At 71.2% G+C, this 20,728-nt stretch carries 17 protein-coding genes; 5 read left to right on the top strand and 12 right to left on the bottom strand.

The features are described 5' to 3' along the window. Positions 1–60 precede the first annotated feature (60 nt). The gene (locus ACF1B9_RS04490; RefSeq protein WP_391739324.1) at positions 61–1,287 is read right to left on the bottom strand and encodes an amidohydrolase; all 1,227 of its coding nucleotides are present in this window, start codon (positions 1,285–1,287) and stop codon (positions 61–63) included. A 198-nt stretch (positions 1,288–1,485) separates the two neighbouring features. Beyond that, positions 1,486–2,097, bottom strand: coding sequence for a hypothetical protein (locus tag ACF1B9_RS04485; RefSeq protein WP_391739002.1), 612 nt, complete (start codon positions 2,095–2,097; stop codon positions 1,486–1,488). Between the two features lie 246 nt (positions 2,098–2,343). Between ACF1B9_RS04485 and ACF1B9_RS04480 the strand changes: the two genes are divergently transcribed. Then, positions 2,344–2,586, top strand: a complete 243-nt coding sequence (locus ACF1B9_RS04480; protein ID WP_391739001.1) for a type II toxin-antitoxin system Phd/YefM family antitoxin — start codon at positions 2,344–2,346, stop codon at positions 2,584–2,586. Beyond that, positions 2,586–2,960 carry a type II toxin-antitoxin system VapC family toxin gene (locus tag ACF1B9_RS04475; protein ID WP_391739000.1) on the top strand — a complete coding sequence of 125 codons (375 nt, stop codon included), beginning with the start codon at positions 2,586–2,588 and terminating at the stop codon, positions 2,958–2,960. Before ACF1B9_RS04480 ends, ACF1B9_RS04475 begins: the two co-directional genes overlap by 1 nt. A gap of 57 nt (positions 2,961–3,017) precedes the next feature. Here the strand turns inward: ACF1B9_RS04475 and ACF1B9_RS04470 are convergent, their stop codons facing one another. The 4 genes from ACF1B9_RS04470 to ACF1B9_RS04455 form a co-directional block, all read right to left on the bottom strand. After that, positions 3,018–4,073, bottom strand: a complete 1,056-nt coding sequence (locus ACF1B9_RS04470; protein ID WP_391738998.1) for a hypothetical protein — start codon at positions 4,071–4,073, stop codon at positions 3,018–3,020. An 11-nt stretch (positions 4,074–4,084) separates the two neighbouring features. Then, on the bottom strand, positions 4,085–5,020 hold the full coding sequence (locus ACF1B9_RS04465) for an N-acetylneuraminate synthase family protein (RefSeq protein WP_391738997.1): 936 nt from the start codon (positions 5,018–5,020) through the stop codon (positions 4,085–4,087). A gap of 65 nt (positions 5,021–5,085) precedes the next feature. Beyond that, complete coding sequence (locus tag ACF1B9_RS04460) at positions 5,086–6,306, bottom strand: cytidylyltransferase domain-containing protein (protein WP_391738995.1); 1,221 nt, start codon at positions 6,304–6,306, stop codon at positions 5,086–5,088. A gap of 20 nt (positions 6,307–6,326) precedes the next feature. Continuing rightward, positions 6,327–7,676, bottom strand: a complete 1,350-nt coding sequence (locus tag ACF1B9_RS04455) for a DUF6716 putative glycosyltransferase (RefSeq protein WP_391738993.1) — start codon at positions 7,674–7,676, stop codon at positions 6,327–6,329. Between the two features lie 209 nt (positions 7,677–7,885). Between ACF1B9_RS04455 and ACF1B9_RS04450 the strand changes: the two genes are divergently transcribed. Both ACF1B9_RS04450 and ACF1B9_RS04445 read left to right on the top strand, forming a co-directional pair. Further along, positions 7,886–8,875 carry a glycosyltransferase family 2 protein gene (locus ACF1B9_RS04450; protein WP_391738992.1) on the top strand — a complete coding sequence of 330 codons (990 nt, stop codon included), beginning with the start codon at positions 7,886–7,888 and terminating at the stop codon, positions 8,873–8,875. Then, positions 8,872–10,251 carry a polysialyltransferase family glycosyltransferase gene (locus ACF1B9_RS04445; RefSeq protein WP_391738991.1) on the top strand — a complete coding sequence of 460 codons (1,380 nt, stop codon included), beginning with the start codon at positions 8,872–8,874 and terminating at the stop codon, positions 10,249–10,251. Before ACF1B9_RS04450 ends, ACF1B9_RS04445 begins: the two co-directional genes overlap by 4 nt. 76 nt (positions 10,252–10,327) lie before the next feature. On the opposite strand, the gene ACF1B9_RS04440 is transcribed toward ACF1B9_RS04445, so the two are convergent. From ACF1B9_RS04440 to ACF1B9_RS04425, 4 genes are all read right to left on the bottom strand, one after another. Then, on the bottom strand, positions 10,328–12,679 hold the full coding sequence (locus tag ACF1B9_RS04440) for a glycosyltransferase (RefSeq protein WP_391738989.1): 2,352 nt from the start codon (positions 12,677–12,679) through the stop codon (positions 10,328–10,330). Beyond that, positions 12,676–14,193, bottom strand: a complete 1,518-nt coding sequence (locus ACF1B9_RS04435; protein WP_391738988.1) for a hypothetical protein — start codon at positions 14,191–14,193, stop codon at positions 12,676–12,678. Before ACF1B9_RS04435 ends, ACF1B9_RS04440 begins: the two co-directional genes overlap by 4 nt. Before the next feature lie 245 nt (positions 14,194–14,438). After that, the gene (gene leuE / locus ACF1B9_RS04430; RefSeq protein WP_391738987.1) at positions 14,439–15,104 is read right to left on the bottom strand and encodes a leucine efflux protein LeuE; all 666 of its coding nucleotides are present in this window, start codon (positions 15,102–15,104) and stop codon (positions 14,439–14,441) included. 500 nt (positions 15,105–15,604) lie between these two features. Beyond that, complete coding sequence (locus ACF1B9_RS04425) at positions 15,605–17,185, bottom strand: methylmalonyl-CoA mutase (RefSeq protein ID WP_391738986.1); 1,581 nt, start codon at positions 17,183–17,185, stop codon at positions 15,605–15,607. Between the two features lie 331 nt (positions 17,186–17,516). Between ACF1B9_RS04425 and ACF1B9_RS04420 the strand changes: the two genes are divergently transcribed. Then, on the top strand, positions 17,517–18,368 hold the full coding sequence (locus ACF1B9_RS04420) for a L,D-transpeptidase family protein (protein WP_391738985.1): 852 nt from the start codon (positions 17,517–17,519) through the stop codon (positions 18,366–18,368). 232 nt (positions 18,369–18,600) lie between these two features. On the opposite strand, the gene ACF1B9_RS04415 is transcribed toward ACF1B9_RS04420, so the two are convergent. Next, positions 18,601–19,773, bottom strand: a complete 1,173-nt coding sequence (locus ACF1B9_RS04415; protein ID WP_391738983.1) for a hypothetical protein — start codon at positions 19,771–19,773, stop codon at positions 18,601–18,603. Next, positions 19,773–20,552 (bottom strand): RNA polymerase sigma factor, encoded by a 780-nt coding sequence (locus ACF1B9_RS04410; RefSeq protein WP_391739323.1) that lies wholly within the window; start codon positions 20,550–20,552, stop codon positions 19,773–19,775. Before ACF1B9_RS04410 ends, ACF1B9_RS04415 begins: the two co-directional genes overlap by 1 nt. Between the last annotated feature and the right edge of the window lie 176 nt (positions 20,553–20,728).

Genomic DNA, 20,728 nt, shown 5'->3' with positions numbered 1-20,728 from the left:
GATAAAGCCCTGTACGGAAGCCGTTATCGGATCGTCGCGAACCAGAGGTGACCTTTCCGGTTACGGATGGTTGCCGTCGAGCAACGCGCAGGCAGTGAAGAGCTCCACCGCCACCGTGATCGCCTCCTCGTCCGCGTCGAAATCGCCACGATGCAGGTCGAGACGGGCGGTGTCGCCGGGCGTGCGGACCCCGAGCCGGGCCATGGCCCCCGGGACCTGTTCCAGGTACCAGGAGAAGTCCTCGCCGCCGAGGCTCTGTTCGGTGTCCTCGATCGCAGACGAACCTCGCCGCGCGGTCATCGCCCCCGCGAGCAGATCGATCGCGGCGGCGTCGTTCACGACGGGCGGGACGCCCCGGACGTAGTCGATCACCGTCTTGGCGCCGTACATCCCGGCCACCTCGTCGATCGCCGCGTGCACCAGGTCCGGCGCCTCGCGCCAGGCCGCCAGGTCCAGGCAGCGCACGGTGCCGGAGAGTTCGGCGTGCTGCGGGATCACGTTGCAGGCGTGCCCGGACTCCAGCCGCCCCCAGGTGACGGCGAGACCGGCCCGCGCGTCGACCCGGCGGGCCAGCAGTGCGGGCACCTCGGTGGCGACCTTGGCTGCGGCGGTGACCAGGTCGGTGGTCAGATGCGGCCGGGCGGTGTGCCCGCCGGGGCCGTCGAGGCTGACCTCCAGCCGGTCGCAGGCCGAGGTGATCGCCCCGCCCCGCAGCCCGATCCGCCCCACGTCCACCTTCGGATCGCAGTGCACCCCGATGATCCGCCCGACGCCCTCCAGCGCCCCGGACGCGATCGCGTCGGGCGCACCGCCGGGCAGCACCTCCTCGGCCGGCTGGAAGATCAGCCGCACGGGGTTCGGCAGCAGCCCCTGCCGGTCGAGCCCGGCGAGCACGAGCCCGGCGCCGAGGACCGCGGTGGTGTGGATGTCGTGCCCGCAGGCGTGCGCCCGGTCGGGGACGGTGGAACGGTACGGGACGCCCGCCTTGGTGTCCGGGATGGGCAGGGCGTCGATGTCCGCGCGCAGGGCGAGCATGGGCCGCGTGTCGCCTCCCCGGCCGCCCACGTCGCACAGGAGTCCGGTCCCGGTGTCGAGTACCCGTGGTGCCAGCCCCGCCTTCTCCAGCCGGGCCTTGATGGCCGCGGTGGTACGGAACTCCTGATTGCCCAGCTCGGGGTGCATGTGCAGGTCGCGCCGGAAGGCGATCAGTTCGGCACGCAAGGGCTCTGACAGGGCGCCGGGCAGCGCCTCGTCCCCGGGCAGCTGGGCATCGGAATCGCGGGACATCAACTCGTTCACCTGGTAAAGCGTAAGCCCCTTCCCCCGTCAACTGACCATGAAACAAGAAAAGTTCAGCCACATAGACGAATAAATGACTGCGTCGTGGCGTGTGACGTGATGGCAAGGTGGGTAAACTCGCCCATTTCACTCCCGGCAGGCCACCCGGGCCGGTCATCACCCGCACGACGTCCCGGTCGGGCTCCGTCAGTCGGGCAGTCCCCGGCGTACCGGGAACAGAGCCAGCCCGATGCACAGAGCTCCGGCCGGCAGCAGGTCCAGGCTCACGGCCATCAGCACGGTCCCGGCCAGCACCAGCGCCGGAGCCCACGGCCGGACCACGTCCCGGCGGAAGACGGCGAGCAGGGCGACCAGGCCCAGTAGCGCGACCCAGAAGAGCAGGGGCACCACCGTGTAGACCAACGGCATCACTCCAGGTACGTCCTGCACCTTTGCGAACAAGTCGCTCATGGCCCGCTCGTCCGCCGCGACGAACCCGACCCCCAGGTCGATCAGCGCCTGGACCGCCACCGCCGCCGCGCCGAGCAGCCCGGCCCAGGCGGCTGCCTCGGCGGCGACCCGCTTGCCCCCGCGCTCCCCGGCGAGTCTCCGCAGCCCCAGGAACACCGGCACGAACGCGAGCACTCCGGCCAGGAACAGCAGATGCGCCACCGTCCACCACACCCCGGGGCCGTAATCGCCGACGGCCCGTCCGACCAGCCGCACCGCTCCGTACCCCGCCATCAGGGCGGGTCCCGCGAGGAGGGCCGTGCCGGCCGTCCCACCCTGCCGCTCCGTCGCCATCCGCATCGTTGTCATGCGTTGATGCTCACGCCCGGCCGACCCTGCCCGCTATCGGGACCTTCCCCCAACAAACCCTGGGGTACGCCACTTACAGGTCAGGGTGATCCATGACGCCCCGCTGAGGCTTGCGTACCGGCATCGGCATCGACCGCCACTCCCCGACAGGCAGGAGCCGGCCGCCATCGGCACATGCCTCGGGATCACGGAGTAAACTTAGTCCAGTGGTTAGTCCACACGCCGATCCGTCCCTGCGAGGCAGCCGTGGAAGCAGCTCGTCAGTACAACGTCCATGAGGCCAAGACCCACCTCTCGCGCATCCTGGAGCAGGTGGCCACCGGCGAGGAAGTAGTGATCTCCAAAGCGGGAGAGCCGGTGGCCAAGGTCGTGCCGCTCCGCGCCCGGGTGAAACGGACCGGGCGCGGCTCGCTCCAGGGACAGATCCGTATCAGGGAAGACTTCGACGACCTGCCGGACGACCTGGCCGACGCATTCGGGATGCGCTGATGAAAATGCTGCTCGACACACACGTCGTCCTGTGGTGGCTCGACGACTCCGCAGAGCTCACCGACGAGATCAAGCACCTGCTGGACACGGAGCCCTCGGTCTTCGTCAGCGCGGTCACCCCGTGGGAGATCGCGATCAAGCAGTCCCTCGGAAAGCTCGAAGGTCCCGAGGACCTGGCCGAACGGGTACGGGACAGCCAGTTCACCCCGCTTCCGATCACCGCGGGACACGGCGTGCGGGCGAGCAGACTGCCCGCACATCATCGCGATCCATTCGACCGGATACTGATCGCACAGGCCCAGACCGAGGGGATGACCATCCTGACCCGCGACAAGTGGATCCCCTCCTACGACGTTCAGGTCATGCCCGTCTGACGGCTTTCCGTCTCGCCGCCCCGGTTGCCGAGGACCATGCCGACACCCGTTCCGGCCTCATGCCTCCGTCACCGCCGTGGCCCGCCAGGGCGCCAGCCGTTGGACGTCGCGGGCGGTCTCCGTCACGCCGGACAGGAATCCCTGCGCGCGCGGGGACGCCGTGTCGCGGAGCCATTCCGGGGCGATGTCGCAGACCGCGACCTTGACGTCCGTGCCGACCAGGGCGAGGGGCAGGGTGTGGACGACTGTGGAGGGGAAGCTCAGGACCGTGCGGCCGATGGGGCCGCGGCGGGCGATGAGTTCCAGGGGGAGGTCGGGGCGGACGATCTCCAGGCCGGTGGCGGCCTCCAGGGCGTGGAGCTTCTCGGTGGACTCGCGGCGGTGGGCGAAGTAGCGGGTGGCCCCGTGGGTGCGGGCCAGGGTCGCGACGGCCTCCAAGTACTGGGCCTGGTCGACCACGCCCGTCTCGACGAGCGAGGTGCCGACCAGGTCCGCGCCCTTGGTGAGCAGCGGCGGGCCGAAGCGGGCCCGGGTCCAGGCGAAGGTGTTGGAGGTGACCGTGACGCCGGGCGGAGCCTCGACCGGCATCGCCGTGAAGACCTCGACCGTACGGGTCGCGGACGGGGTGAAGCGGCTGCGGGCGCGGGCCGTGACCGGGGCGAGGGCCAGTTCGCGCGGGCCCGAGCTGCCCTTGCGGTGCCAGCGCACCAGGCGTTCGCCGCGCGCCAGTTGGGCGACGAACTCCATGGTGGCCGTGCCGTCGTCGACCACGGTGAGGTGCCGGGCACGCACCATGGTGAGCAGCAGCTGGACGTAGCGGGAGAACGGGTCGCCTATCACGATGCGCTCCGCCCTGCGCAGCAGCCCGGCCAGGGAACGCAGGGTCTTCAGGGGCGCGCCGGCCCCGCCGCGCGCCTCCTGCCAGCGGACGTTGACGCCCTCGTCGCGGGCCAGCTCCGCCATCCGGCGCAGCTGACCGCGCGACATCGGGTCGACCGGGGGGAGGACGACGACCGTGATGTCCGCAAGGACGTGGCCGTCGCCTCCCTCTGTGCAGGCCCACTCCAGGACGTTCAGGAGCTGGACCGGGCTCTCGACGAAGGCGAGGTTCACCGGTCGGCCCGTCAGACCGCGACCGGCTCGGCGGCCGGGGCCGCCTCGGCGCTCTCGGAGACGACGCCCGCGACGCGGCGGAGCTTCTTCATCGGGCCGAGCTCGGACTCGTACACCTTCTTGATGCCGTCGCCGAGCGAGGCCTCGATGGTGCGGATGTCGCGGACGAGGCGGGTGAGGCCCTGCGGCTCGACGGAGGCGGCCTGGTCGGAGCCCCACATGGCGCGGTCCAGCGTGATGTGGCGCTCGACGAACGCGGCGCCCAGGGCGACGGCCGCGAGGGTCGTCTGGAGGCCGGTCTCGTGGCCGCTGTAGCCGATCGGGACGTTGGGGTACTCCTGCTGCAGGGTGTTGATGACCCGCAGGTTCAGCTCCTCGGCCTTGGCCGGGTAGGTCGAAGTGGCGTGACAGAGCAGGATGTTGTCGCTGCCGAGGACCTCGACCGCGTGGCGGATCTGGCGCGGGGTCGACATGCCGGTGGAGAGGATGATCGTTCGACCGGTCGCCCGCAGGGCGCGCAGGAGCTCGTCGTCGGTGAGGGAGGCCGAGGCCACCTTGTGCGCGGGGACGTCGAACTTCTCCAGGAAGGCGACGGCCTCGGTGTCCCACGGGGAGGCGAACCAGTCGATGCCGCGCTTGGCGCAGTGCTCGGAGATGGCCTGGTACTCGGCCTCGCCGAACTCGACGCGGTGACGGTAGTCGATGTACGTCATCCGGCCCCAGGGGGTGTCGCGCTCGATGTCCCACTGGTCGCGCGGAGTGCAGATCTCCGGGGTGCGCTTCTGGAACTTGACGGCGTCGCAGCCGGCCTCGGCGGCCACGTCGATCAGCGCGAGGGCGTTGTCGAGGTCGCCGTTGTGGTTGATGCCGATCTCGCCGGTGACGTAGACGGGCCGGCCCGGGCCCGCGGTACGGGTGCCGAGGGTGCGCAGACGGGAGGTGCTCATGAGGTGCGTTCCTTACTTGGGGGAGGTGCTCGGGGGACTTGGGGTTGCTCGGGGGACTTGGGGGGTTACTCGGGGGATTTCGTGAGGGTGGGGCCCAGCAGCCAGGCCGCGATCTCGCGGATGGCGCCGAAGCCGCCGGGGGTGGTCGTGACGGCGCGGGCCGCGGCCCGTACCGAGTCATGGGCGCTCGCGACCGCGACCGGCCAGCCGGCGAGTGCGAAGCACGGCAGGTCGTTGACGTCGTTGCCCACGTAGAGGACACGTTCCGGAGCGATGGACTGTTCGTCGCACCACTGCTTGAGTGCCAGGTCCTTGCGGTCGATGCCGTGCAGGACCGGGATGCGGAGCTTGTGGGCGCGGGCGGCGACGACCGGGTTCTGTTCCGTGGAGAGGATCAGCAGCGGCATTCCGGTCTTGCGCAGGGCCGCGATGCCGAGGCCGTCGCCGCGGTGGACGGCGACGGTCTCGCGTCCGTCGGCGTCGATGAGGACCCGGTCGTCGGTCTGTGTGCCGTCGAAGTCGAGGACGACCGCGTCGATGTCGTCGAGGGTCGGCAGCGGTGCGGGGTCCAGGAGCGGGGCGAGGGCGCGGGCGCGGGCCAGGTCGTGCGGGTCGTCGATCTCCAGGACCCGTGACGCGTCGGTGCGCACCAGGGCGGTGTGGCCGAAGAAGCGGTGACGGTGGGTACGGAAGCCCGCGGCGTTCATGGCGTACGCGGTGCCGGTCTCCAGCAGGTCCTCCGGACGGTCCTGGCGCATCTGCCGGACGGACTTGTCGTGGTTGACGCCGTGGTTGTCCTCTTCGAGCGCGCTGCCGTCGCGCCAGAGGAAGCCGTGGAAGGGGGCGACCGTGACCGCCGTGTCGGCGCCGTCGTGGGCGACCGCCGCGGCGACGCCGTCGATGTCCTCCCGTACGACGAACGGGCTGGTGCACTGGACCAGCAGCACCACGTCGGCCGTCCGCTCGCGCATCGCCTCGTACGCGTCCAGGGCGTGCAGCACCGCGTCCTCGCTGCTCGACCTGTCCCCGGCGATGGCCGCGGGGCGCTGCACGATGTGCACCCGCTCCGGGGCGCCCAGCGTGTCGCCCTCGGCACGGGCCGCGTCGGCGATGGCCGCGTCGTCCGTCGTCACGACGACGTCCGTGACCTCACGGGAGGCCAGGCAGGCGCGGACGGCGCGGGCGACCAGCGGTACGCCGCCGACCTGGGCGAGGTTCTTGGCCGGTACGCCCTTGGATCCACCACGGGCGGGGATCACGGCGAGCACGGTCGGGGTCCGGGTCATCTCTGCTCCTGAAGTGGTGTTCACAGCTCGCCCATCCGTCGGATCACCGGGGCGACCCGCTGGACGCCCTGCCGGTACGCGCCGCGCGCCGCTTCCCGTACCGCGTCGCGGACCGCGCCGCGCATCCCGCCGGTCTCGCGCGGCCGGTCGCTGCCGGGCAGCGGGTGGCCGTCGGGCGCCAGGTGGTGGCGGGCGAGGATGCCCGGCAGGTAGCCGGGCGCGGTGGCGGGCGTGTAGTACGGCGCGAGGTCGGGCAGCCGGCCGGCGGCGAGCAGGGCGTCGACGCGGGCGCGGGCGTGGTCGTAGGCCGTGGCGTAGGTGCCGTCGGCTGCGACGCCCTGGCCGGCCAGCCATGCGGCGTCGGGCTCCGGGCTGTGGCCGCCGTCCAGGTGGTCCCAGGAGGTGAGCAGGCCGGAGCCGATGAAGTGGTGGTTGCCGAGGGCCTCGCGGACGCCGAGGTCGGTGAGGACCGCGGTGGGGATGCGCCGGTGCAGCGCCTCCAGCGCGGCGGTCGAGGAGACCGTGACCAGCAGATCGGTGCGGTCCAGGACCTCGCCCATGTGCCCGTACACCAGGCGGAGGTTGGGCGGCAGTCCGCCGGGCAGCTTCTCCGCGAGCCGCTGGTAGGGGAGTTCCTCGATGTGCGTGGTGTGCTCGCCGGGCTTGGAGCGCAGCTTCAGCAGCACCTCGCGGGCCGGGTGCAGCCTGGCGTGCTCGACGAGCCTGCGCAGCAGATACGTGCGGTCGGCGCGGGAGGCCGGTACGGAGGGCTGGGCGGCGAAGACGACCGTGTCGCGGCCCTCCCGCAGGCGGTACGGCTCGCCGCCGAGGAACGGCAGCGCGGCCTCCGTGACGGCCGAGGCGTCGGCGCCCACTCCCTCGTACACCGCGCGGAAGCGCTCCGCGTCGTGGCGGGAGTTGGCGAGGACGACGTCCGCGCCGTGCCGCAGCAGCAGTCCGTCGGCGAGCTTCTCGTAGACGACGCCGACATAGCCGGTGACGACGACGGGCCTGGCCGGCAGCCGCAGCGCGGCGAGGCCGTGCAGCATCGCCTGGACGGCTCCGCCGACGAGGGCGAGGACGACGACGTCGTATCCCTCGTCCCGCACGGTGTGCAGGAACTCGACGGCCGTCACCTCACGCACCTGTTCGGCGCCGATTCCGACGTCGCCGACCTCGGCGAGCTGGCGCGGGGTCGGGGTGGCCCGGCCGCGCAGCAGGAGCCCGGTGATCTCGACGCGCTGCGCCGACCCCTCGGACCCACCGGTGGCGAGACGGCGCGCGGTGAGCGCGCCCCATTTCCACCGGGTGTCGGAGTCGGCGAGCACGGCTACCCGGAGGGCGGTCGTCTTATCGGTACGTGGGGGCACGTCCCAGAACTTAGGAAGGCATTTCGATTCGCGGCCCAACGTGGCGGCAACAGCTGGTTAACAGGCCGCCGACGGTTGGCGAATCGCCTTCACAAAGGGGACGCAATCGCCCACGAAACAGTCCGGTTCATCATTCCGACATTCGCCGTTCACCCGGTGTCCCTCCTGGGGCCAAGGCAAATGACGGGCTCCCGCCTAGCGTGAGACGGGTGGTTAAGCTCTCGGTCATCGTGCCGTTCTACAACGTGCAGACATACGCCCCCGACACCTTGAGAAGCCTGCGGGCCAACGCCCGCGAGGACTTCGAATTCATCCTCGTCGACGACTGTTCGACCGACGGGACCGCGGACATACTGCGTCGCGCCGAGGACGAGATTCCGGGGGTGGTCGTCCGCAGACATGAGCAGAACGGCGGACTGGCCACCGCCCGCAACACCGGCCTGGACGCGGCGCGCGGCGAGTACGTCACCTTCCTCGACGGCGACGACTGGCTGGCACCCGGGTACTACGCCGACATCCTGGCCCGGATTCAGGCGCTGGGCTGCGATTTCGTCCGTACCGACCATGTCCAGGTCGAGGGCAGGAACCGTACGGTGCACCGCGTCCCGCACGGCAGGCGCGGCGAGGTCCTGGACCCGCGGGACGCGATCCTGCCCGCCGAGCGGACCACCTCGGTCGACTATCCGTACGCCTGGGCCGGGCTGTACCACCGACGTCTCCTGGACCGCGGACTGCTGCATTTCACGGACGGTCTGCGCACCGCGGAGGACCGTCCGTGGATCTGGCGGCTGCATCGCGAGGCCGATTCCTTTGCGGTGCTCGGACTTCTCGGAATCTTTTACCGGCGCGGGGTCGCTTCTTCGCTCACCCAGATCGGCGACGTGCGCCAGCTCGATTTCATTCGCTCGTTCGACCAGGTCATTCGGGAAACGGCCGAGGATCGCGACGCACAGGCTCTGCTGCCGAAAGCGGTCCGTACCTATTGCGCGATCATTTCTCACCACATGAGCTCGATCGAAAGGTTCGAACCCGCGGTGGCCCGCACACTGAAGTCGATGAGTGGAGCCGCACTGCGGCGCATGCCGCAGGGGGTGCTCGACGAGGCCCTCGACTCGATGGACGTGCAGCGCGCCACGCTGCTGCGCAGGCTGCGGCGTCGTCCGGCCGCCGCGGGTGCCAAGGAAGGGGCGGCCGCGTGAACGACGCCCGGTCCCGCACCACGCAGATCTTCTTCGCGTCCACGCTCTACGGCACCGCCACGCTCGCCGCCGCCCTCGACGCCGGCTGCTTCCCGGACGCGGACCGCCGCATCCTGCTCGTCTCGAACAACGCGGCCGTTCCGGAGACGACGCCCGCCGTCGACGCGATGCCCGGGTTCGACGTGCTGCGAAGCCGTTTCGACGACGTGGTGTCGTGGAACACGACGATCGCGCCCTTCCACCCCGGCGGCTGGGCGCCTCGCCCCGACGACGTGCCGCTGTGGGAGCGGCATCTGCGCCTGGCCTGGGGGCTGGGCGACGACGACATCGAGCTGGCGGTCGAGTCGATCCAGGTCAACCCCGCGATGGCCGTCACCCAGATCTTCACCGGCGCACCGGTCGACGTCTACGCGGACGGGCTGATGAGCTACGGCCCCACCCGCAACAAGATCGACCCCCTGGTCGGTACGCGGGTGCGCCGGCTGCTCCATCTCGACCTGGTGCCCGGCCTGAAGCCGCTGCTGCTCACGGAGTTCGGGGTGCCGCCGCAGATCGTGCCGACCGAGGTGTTCCTCAAGGTGCTCGGTGAGCTCGCGGACGCGCCCGGGGTCCGGGACGGCGTGCCGTCGGTGGAGGCCCCCGCCCTGCTGCTCGGCCAGTACCTCTCCGCGCTCGGCCTGATCAGCGCGGCCGAGGAGGAGGACCTGCATCTGCGGATGATGCGCGGCGCGGTGGCGCTCGGTCACACCCGCCTCGTCTTCAAACCGCACCCCACGGCCCCGGCGCAGTGGTCGCGCGCGATGGGCGCGGAGGCCGAGAAGCTCGGCGCCGAGCTGACGGTGCTGGACGCGGGGGTGCTCACCGCCCCGGTCCTCGCCGAGGTGCTCTATCAGCGGATGCGGCCCGCGCTGGTCGTCGGCTGCTTCTCGACCGCGCTGCTCACCGCGTCGGCGTTCTACGGGCTGCCGGTGGCCCGGGTCGGCACCGGGATGCTGCTGGACCGGCTCGCCCCGTACGAGAACAGCAACCGCGTCCCGGTCACGCTCGTCGACGCGCTGGTGCCGGAGGTGACGGACCGGGCGGCCGTCGAGCGGGCGGGGGCCGCGGCCGACCCGGCCGACCTGGCGGATCTGACCGGGCTGGTCACCGCCGTCGGGTTTGCGATGCAGCCGAAGATCCATCCAGGGCTGCGGCCGGCCGCCGAACGGTACCTGTCCGCGCACCTGGACGCGACGACATGGCGGTACTTCAAGCGCAAGCGGCTCACGTCGCTGGCGCTGCCGGGGGCGGTACCGGCGCAGCTCGCGTTCCTGCCGCGCAACGCGGTGGTACGCAGGGTGGCACGGTCGGTGCGGCGGCGCGTGGTGCGGCAGTAGGCACTGGCCGCCCGGCTGTCCCGGGCGCCGGACGGGTTCGTTCCGATCCCGTCCGGCGCCCTCGGGCTTCCCCGCGTCAGTCGCGCACGCCGCCCCGGATCACCCTCAGATCGGCCGCGTTCGCCTCGGTGACCTTCCACAGTTCCCGCTGCCGGTCGTGCACATCGGCGACGGTCGCGGCGTGGTCGTCCAGCAGTCCGGCCGCGCGCTCGGCGAGCCGGGCCCCGAGGTGCCGGTCGTGGACCGAGATCCCCCACTCCGGGCGCTCGATGTCGGCGAGGAAGTACGCCATCTTCGGGTGCGAGATCAGGCTGATGATCGGCGTACCGCAGCCGAACGGGATCATGCCCGCGTGCCCGCGCATCCCGATGACCAGCTTCGTACGGGCGTAGGTGTCCCGGATCGCGTCGTTGTCGAAGTCGTACATCGGGATCACCGGCAGCGCGATCCCGTGCTCGCGCCGCAGGTCGAAGGCGATCCGCTCGTCGTCCAGCGAGTGGGCGACACACTGCACCTCGGCCCGCTCGCCGAGCGCCCGCACCGCGGTGGCCATCTCGCCCAGGAAGTGTCCGTAGTCATGGCCGAAGCGGAGCCCGGACCGGTCGTACGCGGCATTGATCAGCACGGTGTCCTCGCGCCGCTCCGGGTCCGTCCAGCCGTCGACCAGTTGTCTGGTCACCGTCGTCGGGCAGGGCTGGAAGCGCACCTTGTCGTGGAGCGAGGCGGGCAGCAGCTCCCGGACCTTCTCGATGGAGCCGTGGTTGCGCAGCCCGAAGAACGAGGCGCGCTCCACCAGCTTGCGCAGGGAGGAGAGGAACCGGTCCCGGCCGTGGCCGTAGGCCTGGCCGTCGAAGGCGTTGAAGCCGACCGCGTACACCATGACGGGTACGTCGATCCGGTCGAGCAGTTCGTCCGGGACGTTCCACTGCCAGCCGCTGTTGCCGTTGGGCGCGGTGTCCGGGATGAAGAGGCCACCGCCGCCGATGACCAGTCCGCGCCGCTCGTTGACCCGCTCCAGCGCGGCCTCGTCGAAGAGCCGGTGGGCGTGGACCGAGTGCCAGCGCTGCGGGCCGGTGTCCCGGCCGAAGGCGAGCCGTACGCTCTCGGGCAGCAGCTTGTCCCCGGCGTTGCCCTGCCGGTCCATGTAGAAGGCGACATGGGCGAGCTGGCCGGAGGCGGGGCCCTCCACGGGTGCGGGCGCGTCCGTGGCGCGCTGGTACATCAGCCGGTTCGCGCGGTGCGTCGGGTCGACGCCGAGGCCCTTCAGGGCGTACTCGGCCGCCGCGCCGTCGTCACCGTGGATCCAGGCGATCTGGGCGAGGCGTCCGAAGGCGGTCGCGGCCCGGTTGGGCGCCGCGGTGGCGAGCAGGAGCCGGACCCGGGCCTCCTCGTAGCGGGAGACGCTCATCAGGGCGTGGCCGAGCACCTCGTGCGGCCAGGCCTCGTCGACGGGTGTCCGGACCCCGCCCAGCAGGTCGGCCGCCTGCTGGTACTCGCCGGCCGCGATGTGGGCGGCGGCGACCTTGCGGGCGGCCTCCGGTGAGCCGGTGCGCCGCACGTGCGGGGTGCCGTAGTGGACCAGCAGATCGTGGTGCTTGGCGCCGGGCAGCGCCAGGTACGCGGAGTGGAACTCGGCGTCGGACAGCTCGAATTCGTGCCAGCGGTCCTCGGCCTCGCGATACCCGGACTCGCCGCCCTGCCAGGGCTTGTGCCGCCCGGTGAAGTGCAGGACGGCGGTCGATTCGGGAACCGGCAGGTCGCCGGAGAGCCGCCGCTTGACGAAGTTGTAGCGGGCGTCGAGCTGCACGAAGTCACCGTCGAGCACGGCGTTGAGGATGCCCTGGTCGTGCTTGTCGAGCTCGTACGTACCGGCCCGCCCGACCTCGTCGATCCGCGCGCAGAACGTGTCGCTCAGATACTCGCGCTGGATGACCAGCAGTCCGCTGTTGAGCTTGTGCTGCCCGTAGAAGAACTGCGGCACCGCGGCCAGTCCGTCGCGCAGCTTCAGCAGCTCACCGAGATCGCCGAGGACCACCATGTCGGTGTCCAGGGTGATGACGGTGTCGTAGTCGCGCACCCGGAAGATGTCGAGGATGAAGTAGGCCTTGCGCACCAGGTAGTTGTCCTGGTCGCCCTTGGCGTACGAGTCGTAGTGCGCGGCGTCGACGCGGCGGAAGTCCACGCGCGGGTGCAGCGCCCGGATCTGCGCGACGGAGGAGGGGCGCAGTCCGTCGTGCAGGACGAGGAAGTCCTCGCAGACGTTCGGGTTGGAGAGTGCGAGGCTGCGCAGCAGGGCGAGGAACCCGGGCAGGTAGTTCTCGTCGACGAAGCTCGCGAAGGCGACCCGGCGCTTGCCGGTGAGCGCGTTCGCGGGGGCGGGCGACACGGGCACGGCCGTGGTGGGCAGGGACGTGGCAGTCGTCGTCATCGCAGTCGGATCCTCATGTCGGTGACGCTCTGGGCGCGTTCCATGACCCACGCCTTTTCGCTGGTGTACTCGTGCACGGAGGTGATGGGCATCTTCATCGCGGTGGGCAGCCGGTAGGCGCCGCTCTCGTAGAAGTCGAAGCCGATCAGGTCGAGCCGGCTGCTGACGTCGAGGTGGTCGAGGAGCCACAGCATGTTGAACCCGGTGGTGGGGATGGCCGGCCAGACGTCGGCGCCGACGCGCCCGATGTCCCGCAGCGGCCAGCGCAGCGACTCGTCGCCCAGGTACTGCTGGGCGCCCGGGACGAGGCGGTTGCGCAGGGAGTGCTTCCAGTCGCCGGAGACCCCGCCGAAGACCAGCCGGGTGTGTACCTTCTGGTCCCAGTTGAAGCCGTGCTTGTGAATGGTGGCGTGGATGTCGGTACGCCGTCCGGTCGCCGCCGGGTCGATCCGGTACGAGTTGAAGCGGACGACCAGGTCGTAGCCGTCGATCTCGGCACCCATCGAACTTCCGCCGACACGCTGCGAGTTGGCGATGAGGCAGATCGACTTGCCGGCTATCCGGTTGCGGAACTCGCCGACCGTGGTCCACTGGACGCCGCCGAAGGTGGGGTCCTCGACCGGGCCCCGCATGCGGCTTCTGCGCTGCTCGGCGTAGAGCGCGACGAGTCCGGTGAGTGCGGCCACGGCGTCCGGGTCCGTCCCGGCCGCCTCCATGGCCAGGTCGAGGTACTGGGACGTGGCGTCCTGGAGCTCGGTCACCGGGGCGCCGCCCTGCTCCTGCGCCAGCAGGGCGCCGATCAGCCGGGGCCGCGCCCCGTCCCAGTCGCCGCTCGCCTGGAGCGCGAGACCCTCGGCCCAGGACTCGGTGACGGGCCGGACGGCGAACGCCGCGGCTTCGGGGCAGTCGCGCTCCAGCCCGCGCAGCAGCTCGTAGCGGCGGTCCTCGCCCAGCCGCAGGCCGACAACCTTGGCCGCGACGCCGAAGCCGTCGTCATCGGTGAATTCCAGGTAGCGCTCGTACGCCTCGATGGCGGCGGCCTCCGCACCCATCGCCTCCAGCGTCCGGGCCCGCAGCCGCCAGCCGGCCCGCGAACGCCTGCGCTGGGTCAGCACGGTGTCCCCGATGAGCACCGCGAGCTTCAGCTCGTCCTCGTAACCGCAGTCCAGCGCCTTGTTGCCGACCGCGAGCAGCGGGTCGAGCAGCTCGTCCACGAGGGCCGCGGCGGTGCCCGTCCCGCTCTTCCCGGGGCGCCGGATCAGCGCGATCGGGGACGCGGCGGGCGCGGACGGCGCGGTCTGCGCCGCGGCGTGCACGGCCAGCAGATGCCGCAGCGCCTCCGCGAGCGCCGTGCGCCGCCGGTCGAGCCCTGCCACCAGCTTGGCGCTGTGCGCGGCGCAGGCACGCAGACACACGTCCAGGTCGGTCGGCGTGACGGTGGCGAACTGCGACGTGACACCCTCGGGCGGGGCCGCGTCACGTTGCCGTGGCCAACGGGTGCGGGCTTCTCTCATGGCGCTCCAAGCGTCTGGTGCCCGTGGGGGGAGGGGGCGTATCCGGGTGTGCGGTCACCGCAGCGCGCCCGGGACGTGCCCCGCCCCGTCGGAACGGGGCGGATGCTCCGCGCGCGTGTTCGGTTCCACGACACGCTAGGAAAGCTGTACGGACACCGGATGAACTCGCCCTGTCGGAACGGGAAACTGCGCACCGACCTCGCTGGTACGAGCCCCGCCCACGTCCCGTACCGGCCTCGCCGCGGTCACACGCTGCCGAGCGAGAGTTTCGCCGCGAACCCCAGGAACAGCAGACCGGCCGCCGAAGTGGCCCCCGCCGACAGCCGCTTGCGGCGGCGGAACGCGGCGGACAGCCGGGTGCCGCCGAATATCAGCATCGACAGGTAGAGGAAGCTGGCGATCTGCAGCAGCGTGCCCAGCACCAGGAAGGACAGCGCCGGGTAGGCGTAGCCGGGGTCGACGAACTGCACGAAGAACGAGATCAGGAACAGGATCGCCTTCGGGTTGAAGAGGCTGACCACCAGCGCCCGCCGGTACGGCCGTTCCATCGCCTCTGCGGTCTCGGCTCCGGCGCTCTTTTCGGTCAGCTCGGCCATCCGCCGGTGCCGCTCGCGCCACATGGACACAGCGGTCCGCAGCATGCCGATCGCCAGCCAGGTCAGATAGCCCGCACCCGCGAACTTGACGACGGCGAACAGCACCGGTGTCGTCCGCAACAGCGACGAGGCACCCAGTGCGGACAACGTCATCAGCACGGTGTCCCCGGTCCACACCCCGGCCGCGGCCACATAGCCGGTCCGCACGCCGCGCCGGGCGGCGACGGACAGCACGTACAGCGAATTCGGTCCCGGCAGCAGAACGATCAGCACCAGGCCGGCGAGATAGGTCGGAAGATCGGTGACACCCAGCATGAACCGGAGTGTCGCACGCGGGTACGACACTCCGTTCCGGGGGTTCGGAAAAGGCTCGGGGTCAGTCCTCGTCGCCGTCCAGGAGGCGGTCCACGGAGAACTTCATCTCGACACCGACCACGTCCGGCACGGTGAACGAGGTTCCGCGCTTGTGGGGCACCTTGTTCTTGTACGCGCCGCTCGCGGGTCGCTGCAGAGCAGCACCTGGTCATGCTTGCGATCGACCACGACGCAGACCGGAATGCCCGCCTGGGCGTAGTCCTCGACCTCGGGGCCGAGGTCGTCGGCCCGGTCGGTAAATCTCCACGCGATGCCCAGGCAGCGAGCGTGCGAGCTGCTCGGCTGCCTCGCCGAGCGTCAGTTCGGGCTGTTCCTGCTCCCGCACCTGCTCCTCGTGCTGTATTACCGCCACGGCATCCTCCTTCGGGGACCCCTGTTCACGAGCCTGTCCGTGACCACGGACATTCGGCGAGAGATCACCCTCACGGGCACACGGCGTCTCAGAACGCGTCCGAGGGCACATACGTCCCCCAGACCTCCCGCAGCGCGTCGCAGACCTCGCCCACCGTCGCCCGCGCCTTCAGTGCGGCCTTCATCGGGTACAGGACGTTGTCCGTGCCCTCGGCCGCCTTCCGCAGCTCCGCCAGCGCCGTGTCCACCGCGCCCTGGTCGCGCTCGGCCCTCAGCTTCGACAGCCGCGCCGCCTGCTGGGCCTCGATCGCCGGGTCGACGCGCAGCGGCTCGTACGGCTCCTCCTCGTCGAGCTGGAAGCGGTTGACACCGACCACGACGCGCTCCGCGCTGTCGGTCTCCAGGGCGATGCGGTACGCGCTGCGCTCGATCTCGTTCTTCTGGAAGCCGCGCTCGATCGCGTGGACCGCGCCGCCCAGGTCCTCGACCTTGCGCATCAGGGCGTCGGCCGCAGCTTCGACGTCATCGGTCATCTTCTCGACCACGTACGAACCCGCGAACGGGTCGACGGTCGCGGTGACGTCCGTCTCGTACGCCAGGACCTGCTGGGTACGCAGGGCCAGCCTGGCGGACTTGTCGGTGGGGAGGGCGATCGCCTCGTCGAAGGAGTTGGTGTGCAGCGACTGCGTGCCGCCGAGGACCGCGGCCAGTCCCTGGACGGCCACGCGCACCAGGTTGACCTCGGGCTGCTGGGCGGTGAGCTGGACGCCCGCGGTCTGGGTGTGGAAGCGCAGCATCAGGGACTTGGGGTCCTTCGCGCCGAACTCCTCCTTCATCACTCTCGCCCAGATCCGACGTGCGGCACGGAACTTGGCGACCTCTTCGAGGATCGTCGTGCGGGCGACGAAGAAGAACGAGAGACGGGGAGCGAAGTCGTCGACGTCCATGCCGGCGGCGACGGCGGTACGGACGTACTCGATGCCGTCGGCGAGGGTGAACGCGATCTCCTGCGCGGGCGAGGCGCCGGCCTCCGCCATGTGGTAGCCGGAGATCGAGATGGTGTTCCACTTGGGGATCTCGGCCCGGCAGTACTTGAAGATGTCGGCGATCAGCCGGAGCGAGGGCCCCGGCGGAAAGATGTAGGTGCCGCGCGCGATGTACTCCTTGAGCACATCGTTCTGGATGGTTCCGGTGAGCTTCCCGGCCGGGACGCCCTGCTCCTCGGCGACCAGTTGGTAGAGCAGGAGGAGCAGCGCAGCCGGGGCGTTGATCGTCATGGACGTGGAGACCTTGTCCAGCGGGATGCCGCCGAACAGGACCCGCATGTCGTCGATCGAGTCGATCGCGACCCCGACCTTGCCGACCTCGCCGGACGCGATCGGAGCGTCGGAGTCGTAGCCCATCTGGGTGGGCAGGTCGAAGGCGACGGAGAGGCCCATCGTGCCGTTGGCGATCAGCTGCTGGTAGCGGGCGTTGGATTCCGTGGCCGTGCCGAACCCCGCGTACTGACGCATCGTCCACGGCCGGCCGGTGTACATCGTCGGGTAGACGCCGCGCGTGAAGGGGTAGGCACCCGGCTCTCCCAACTTGTCGTCGGGGTTCCACCCGTCGAGTGTGTCCGGCCCGTACACCGGCTCGATGGGCAGTCCCGACTCGGACTCGCGCGTCATCTGCTGTGCCTCCCGCTGAAGCTGCTCAGTAAAGCTACTTACTGGTAACCGAGGATTCCCGCGACGGACTGTAGCGGCGGGCGCGAGACCGGTGGAGGGTCAGGGGCTGGGACCTTGCTCACAGCCCTCCCCCACGGTCCGTGCCGCCGCTCTCCCCATCATGCGCGGGCTTTGGCAACCGGGCAGAGCGGGAATCCGTCCAAGGGGACACCGGAGAGACCCGGAGAATCAGGGGGCCGAGATGGTACGCAGCACCACCGCACGCGCGTCACGGAACGGGATACCGGACAGGGTTCGAGCCAGGAACCGGCCCCGGGCGGGGACCACGGCCATGGTGGGGCTCGCCGTTCTCGCCATGACCGCCGCGACCGCCGCCACCGCCGGCTGCGAGGCGCGGCCCGCCGACGGCGCGTCGACGGCCCCGTCGTCCCCGCCCCGGGCGACGGCGACCGACGACGCCAAACCCGCCACGCGGCAGTCGCCCTCACCGGAGGCGTCGTCACCGCCCCCGCGGGCCGACGCGACACCGACGCCCACGCCGGAGCCCCAGGGCACGACGCTGATGGCGAGCGGCTCCCAGGGCGAGCAGGTGCAAGAACTCCAGGCCCGGCTGCGGCAGATCGGCCACTTCCACCGCTCCCCCACCGGTTACTACGGCACGCTCACGGCCGCCGCCGTCCGGTCCTTCCAGGGGAAGCGCGGCCTCTCCCGCACGGGCCGGACGGACACCGTCACCTGGCAGAAGCTGCTCGGCATGACGCACGAGCCGACGGCCGCCGAGCTGAATCCGCCGCCCACCGTGCCCGTCGGCAAGCCGGACAAGCGGTGCATGACGGGCCGGGTGCTCTGCATCAGCAAGAACAGCCGGACGCTGTCGTGGATGATCGACGGACGCGTCGTCTCGTCGATGGATGTCCGCTTCGGTTCCCAGTACACGCCGACCCGCGAGGGCACCTTCTCCGTCTACTGGAAGTCCCGGCACCACGTCTCGACGCTGTATCACACGGCCATGCCGTACGCGATGTTCTTCAGCGGCGGCCAGGCGGTCCACTACTCGGCGGATTTCGCGGCCCGCGGCTACAGCGGCGCCTCGCACGGCTGCGTCAACGTCCGGGACGAGGGCAGGATCGCCTCGCTCTTCGCCCAGGTGAAAACGGGCGACAAGGTCGTCGTCTCCGGATAGTCCGACCGGGCGGCGCCGTCACGCGGACCGGCGGACCGACAGGTGAGGAGGCGCGGACGGGACCGGGGGAACGTGTCCCGCCCGCGCCGATGCGCTGAGCCGTAGGTACGGGGGGAACCCCGGCTCTGTGCGCGGCCGATGACCAGTCGGCTCAATCTGTACTGCGTCATGGCCTCGAAAAACGTCACACCCGGTGGTGGCCGGCAGGACGAGGAACCCGCGCGCGGTGTCCTCAGCCGGGTGAACCGGTGCCGTCGTCGGCCGCCGGCGGGGCGACCGGATCCGAGGCGGAGGGCGACGGCGACGGGGCGGTCGTGAACCGGATCGCCGGGAGCGTGGCGGCATTCTCCCCGTCCCCGTCCCCGCTCGCGTCGCCGTCCTCGCCCTGCTCGTCACTGTTGCCGTTGCCGTTGCCGTTGTTGCTGCCGTTGCCGTTGCCATTGCCGTTGCCGGAGCCGCTCTGGCCCTTCGTGTCCCTGGCGATCACACGGTCGCAGAACCGGTCCAGGTTGCGGGCACCCTTCGCCAGCGCTTCGAGATACCGCTTGCGGTCCTCGTCCAGATTGCCGTTGCGGTAGTCGCGGCAGGCCTTGAGCGCCGTGGCGTACCAGGAGCCCGAGGAGCCGTTGCCCCGCCCCTCGGACTGCTTGCCGTTCTCGGCGCTGTTCGAGGATCCGCCGCCGGCGCCCTGGGACTTCCCGCTGTCGTCGCCGCCCCCGCGTTCCTCGCCCTTGCCGGTCCTGCCGTTGTCCCGGTCCCCGGTGGGGGCGGAGGGATTCCCCGGACGCGCGGAGTGCTCCGCCTCCGGTGAGACGGGCGGCCGTGCGGGCCCGCTCTCGTCGGTGGTGGGCCCCGAGCCGAGCTCCTTCGGCGTCGCGGCGGACGAGACGGAGGTCGCCGGTACGGGGGCGTGCCCGCCGAACGGGCCGGGGAGCATCCCGGTGCCCGCGGCCACGGCCACGCCGCCGAGCGCGAAGCCCGCGAAGGAGGCGGCCAGACCGAAGCGGACGGGGCGGTTCCAGCGCAGGGCGCGGCCACGGGCGGGGTGCGCGGCCGAGGAGGTGCCCGGTGCGGTGCCACCGGAGGCGGGCCGGATGCGCACCGTTTCGAGTACGTCGGCCCGGCCCGGCTCACCCGTCCGCTCGACGCATCCCTTCACCTGCGGGTCCGCCGCCCCTGTCCGCGCGTGCGCGGGACGTGCCGCGGCGCGGAAGGCGGCCAGCGCCGCGGCCTCGCCCCGCAGTTCACCGGTGGCGGGGCGGGCGGCCCGTGCGGCGGCGCCCAGCGCTGCCGCGAGCTTCTCCGCCTCTGTACACCCGTGACCGACGACCGGATCGACCGGTTCACCGCGGAGCAATTTCTCCGCCGCGCCCTTGTCAAGCCATTCGTACCTCTCGTCGGCCATCACATGTCCTTCTGCGTCCATGGACGCGAATGCGTCACACCGGCCGGCGCTGCCGGACCGCTGGGTGCGGGGCGCGGGGCGGGCACGGCGCCGAGTTCCGCCGCCCGAACCGCCGCGCTCCCGTCGGAGGCGGATTGATCCGCCGGATCGCCCGCGGGCGCACGGTCCCCGCCGACGCCCGCACCGCTGTCGGCACCTTCGCCGACCTCGCCGGGGCGTCCGTCGGCGTCGTCCGTGCGCAGCAGCTCGGCCAGCCGCTTGAGGCCCCGGTGCGCCGCGGTGCGTACCGCTCCCGGCCGCTTGCCCAGTGTCCGGGCCGCGCTCTTCGCGTCCAGGCCGACGACCACCCGCAGCACCACGGCCTCGGCCTGGTCCTGCGGCAGCTGGGCTATGAGCGACATCGTGCGACCGGTGGCCAGGGCCTCCATCGCCTCGTCGGCGGTGTCGGAATCGGCCGGCCTCTCGGCCAGTTCGGACTCGTCACCACCGGTCGCGGGACGCCTGCCACGCATCCGCAGGTGGTCCAGGGCGCGGTTACGGGCTATCCGCGCCGCCCAGCCGCGGAAGCGGTCGGCGTCGCCGCTGAACCGGTCGAGGTCGCGCGCTATCTGCAGCCACGACTCGGACGCCACGTCCTCGGCGTCCGGATCCCCCACCAGTGTCCGTATGTAGCCCAGCAGCCGTGGCTGCACAGCGCGGTACACAGTACGGAAGGCATCTTCGTCCCCGTCCTGTGCCGCGAGCACCGCGGCAGTGAGCTCCGCGTCGTCCCCCAGCACTCCCTCAACCTGCCCTGCTGTCCCGAATCGCAGCTGGTCATCACTGCCGCGCCACCCTGCGCGACTCAGCACGCTACGTCCTTCGCGGGGGCCACGTCCATGGCTTGTACAACCCGCAACATCCCTCGGACGCGGTGCGGTGTGACAGAAAACGCAGCGACGGCGCTGAGAAGAGT

It is taken from the genome of Streptomyces sp. NPDC014727 (assembly GCF_043083485.1).
In the GTDB taxonomy this organism is placed as follows: domain Bacteria; phylum Actinomycetota; class Actinomycetes; order Streptomycetales; family Streptomycetaceae; genus Streptomyces.
The sequence above is the reverse complement of the archived record's forward strand: the minus strand, read 5'-3'. Positions and strand labels throughout refer to the sequence as shown.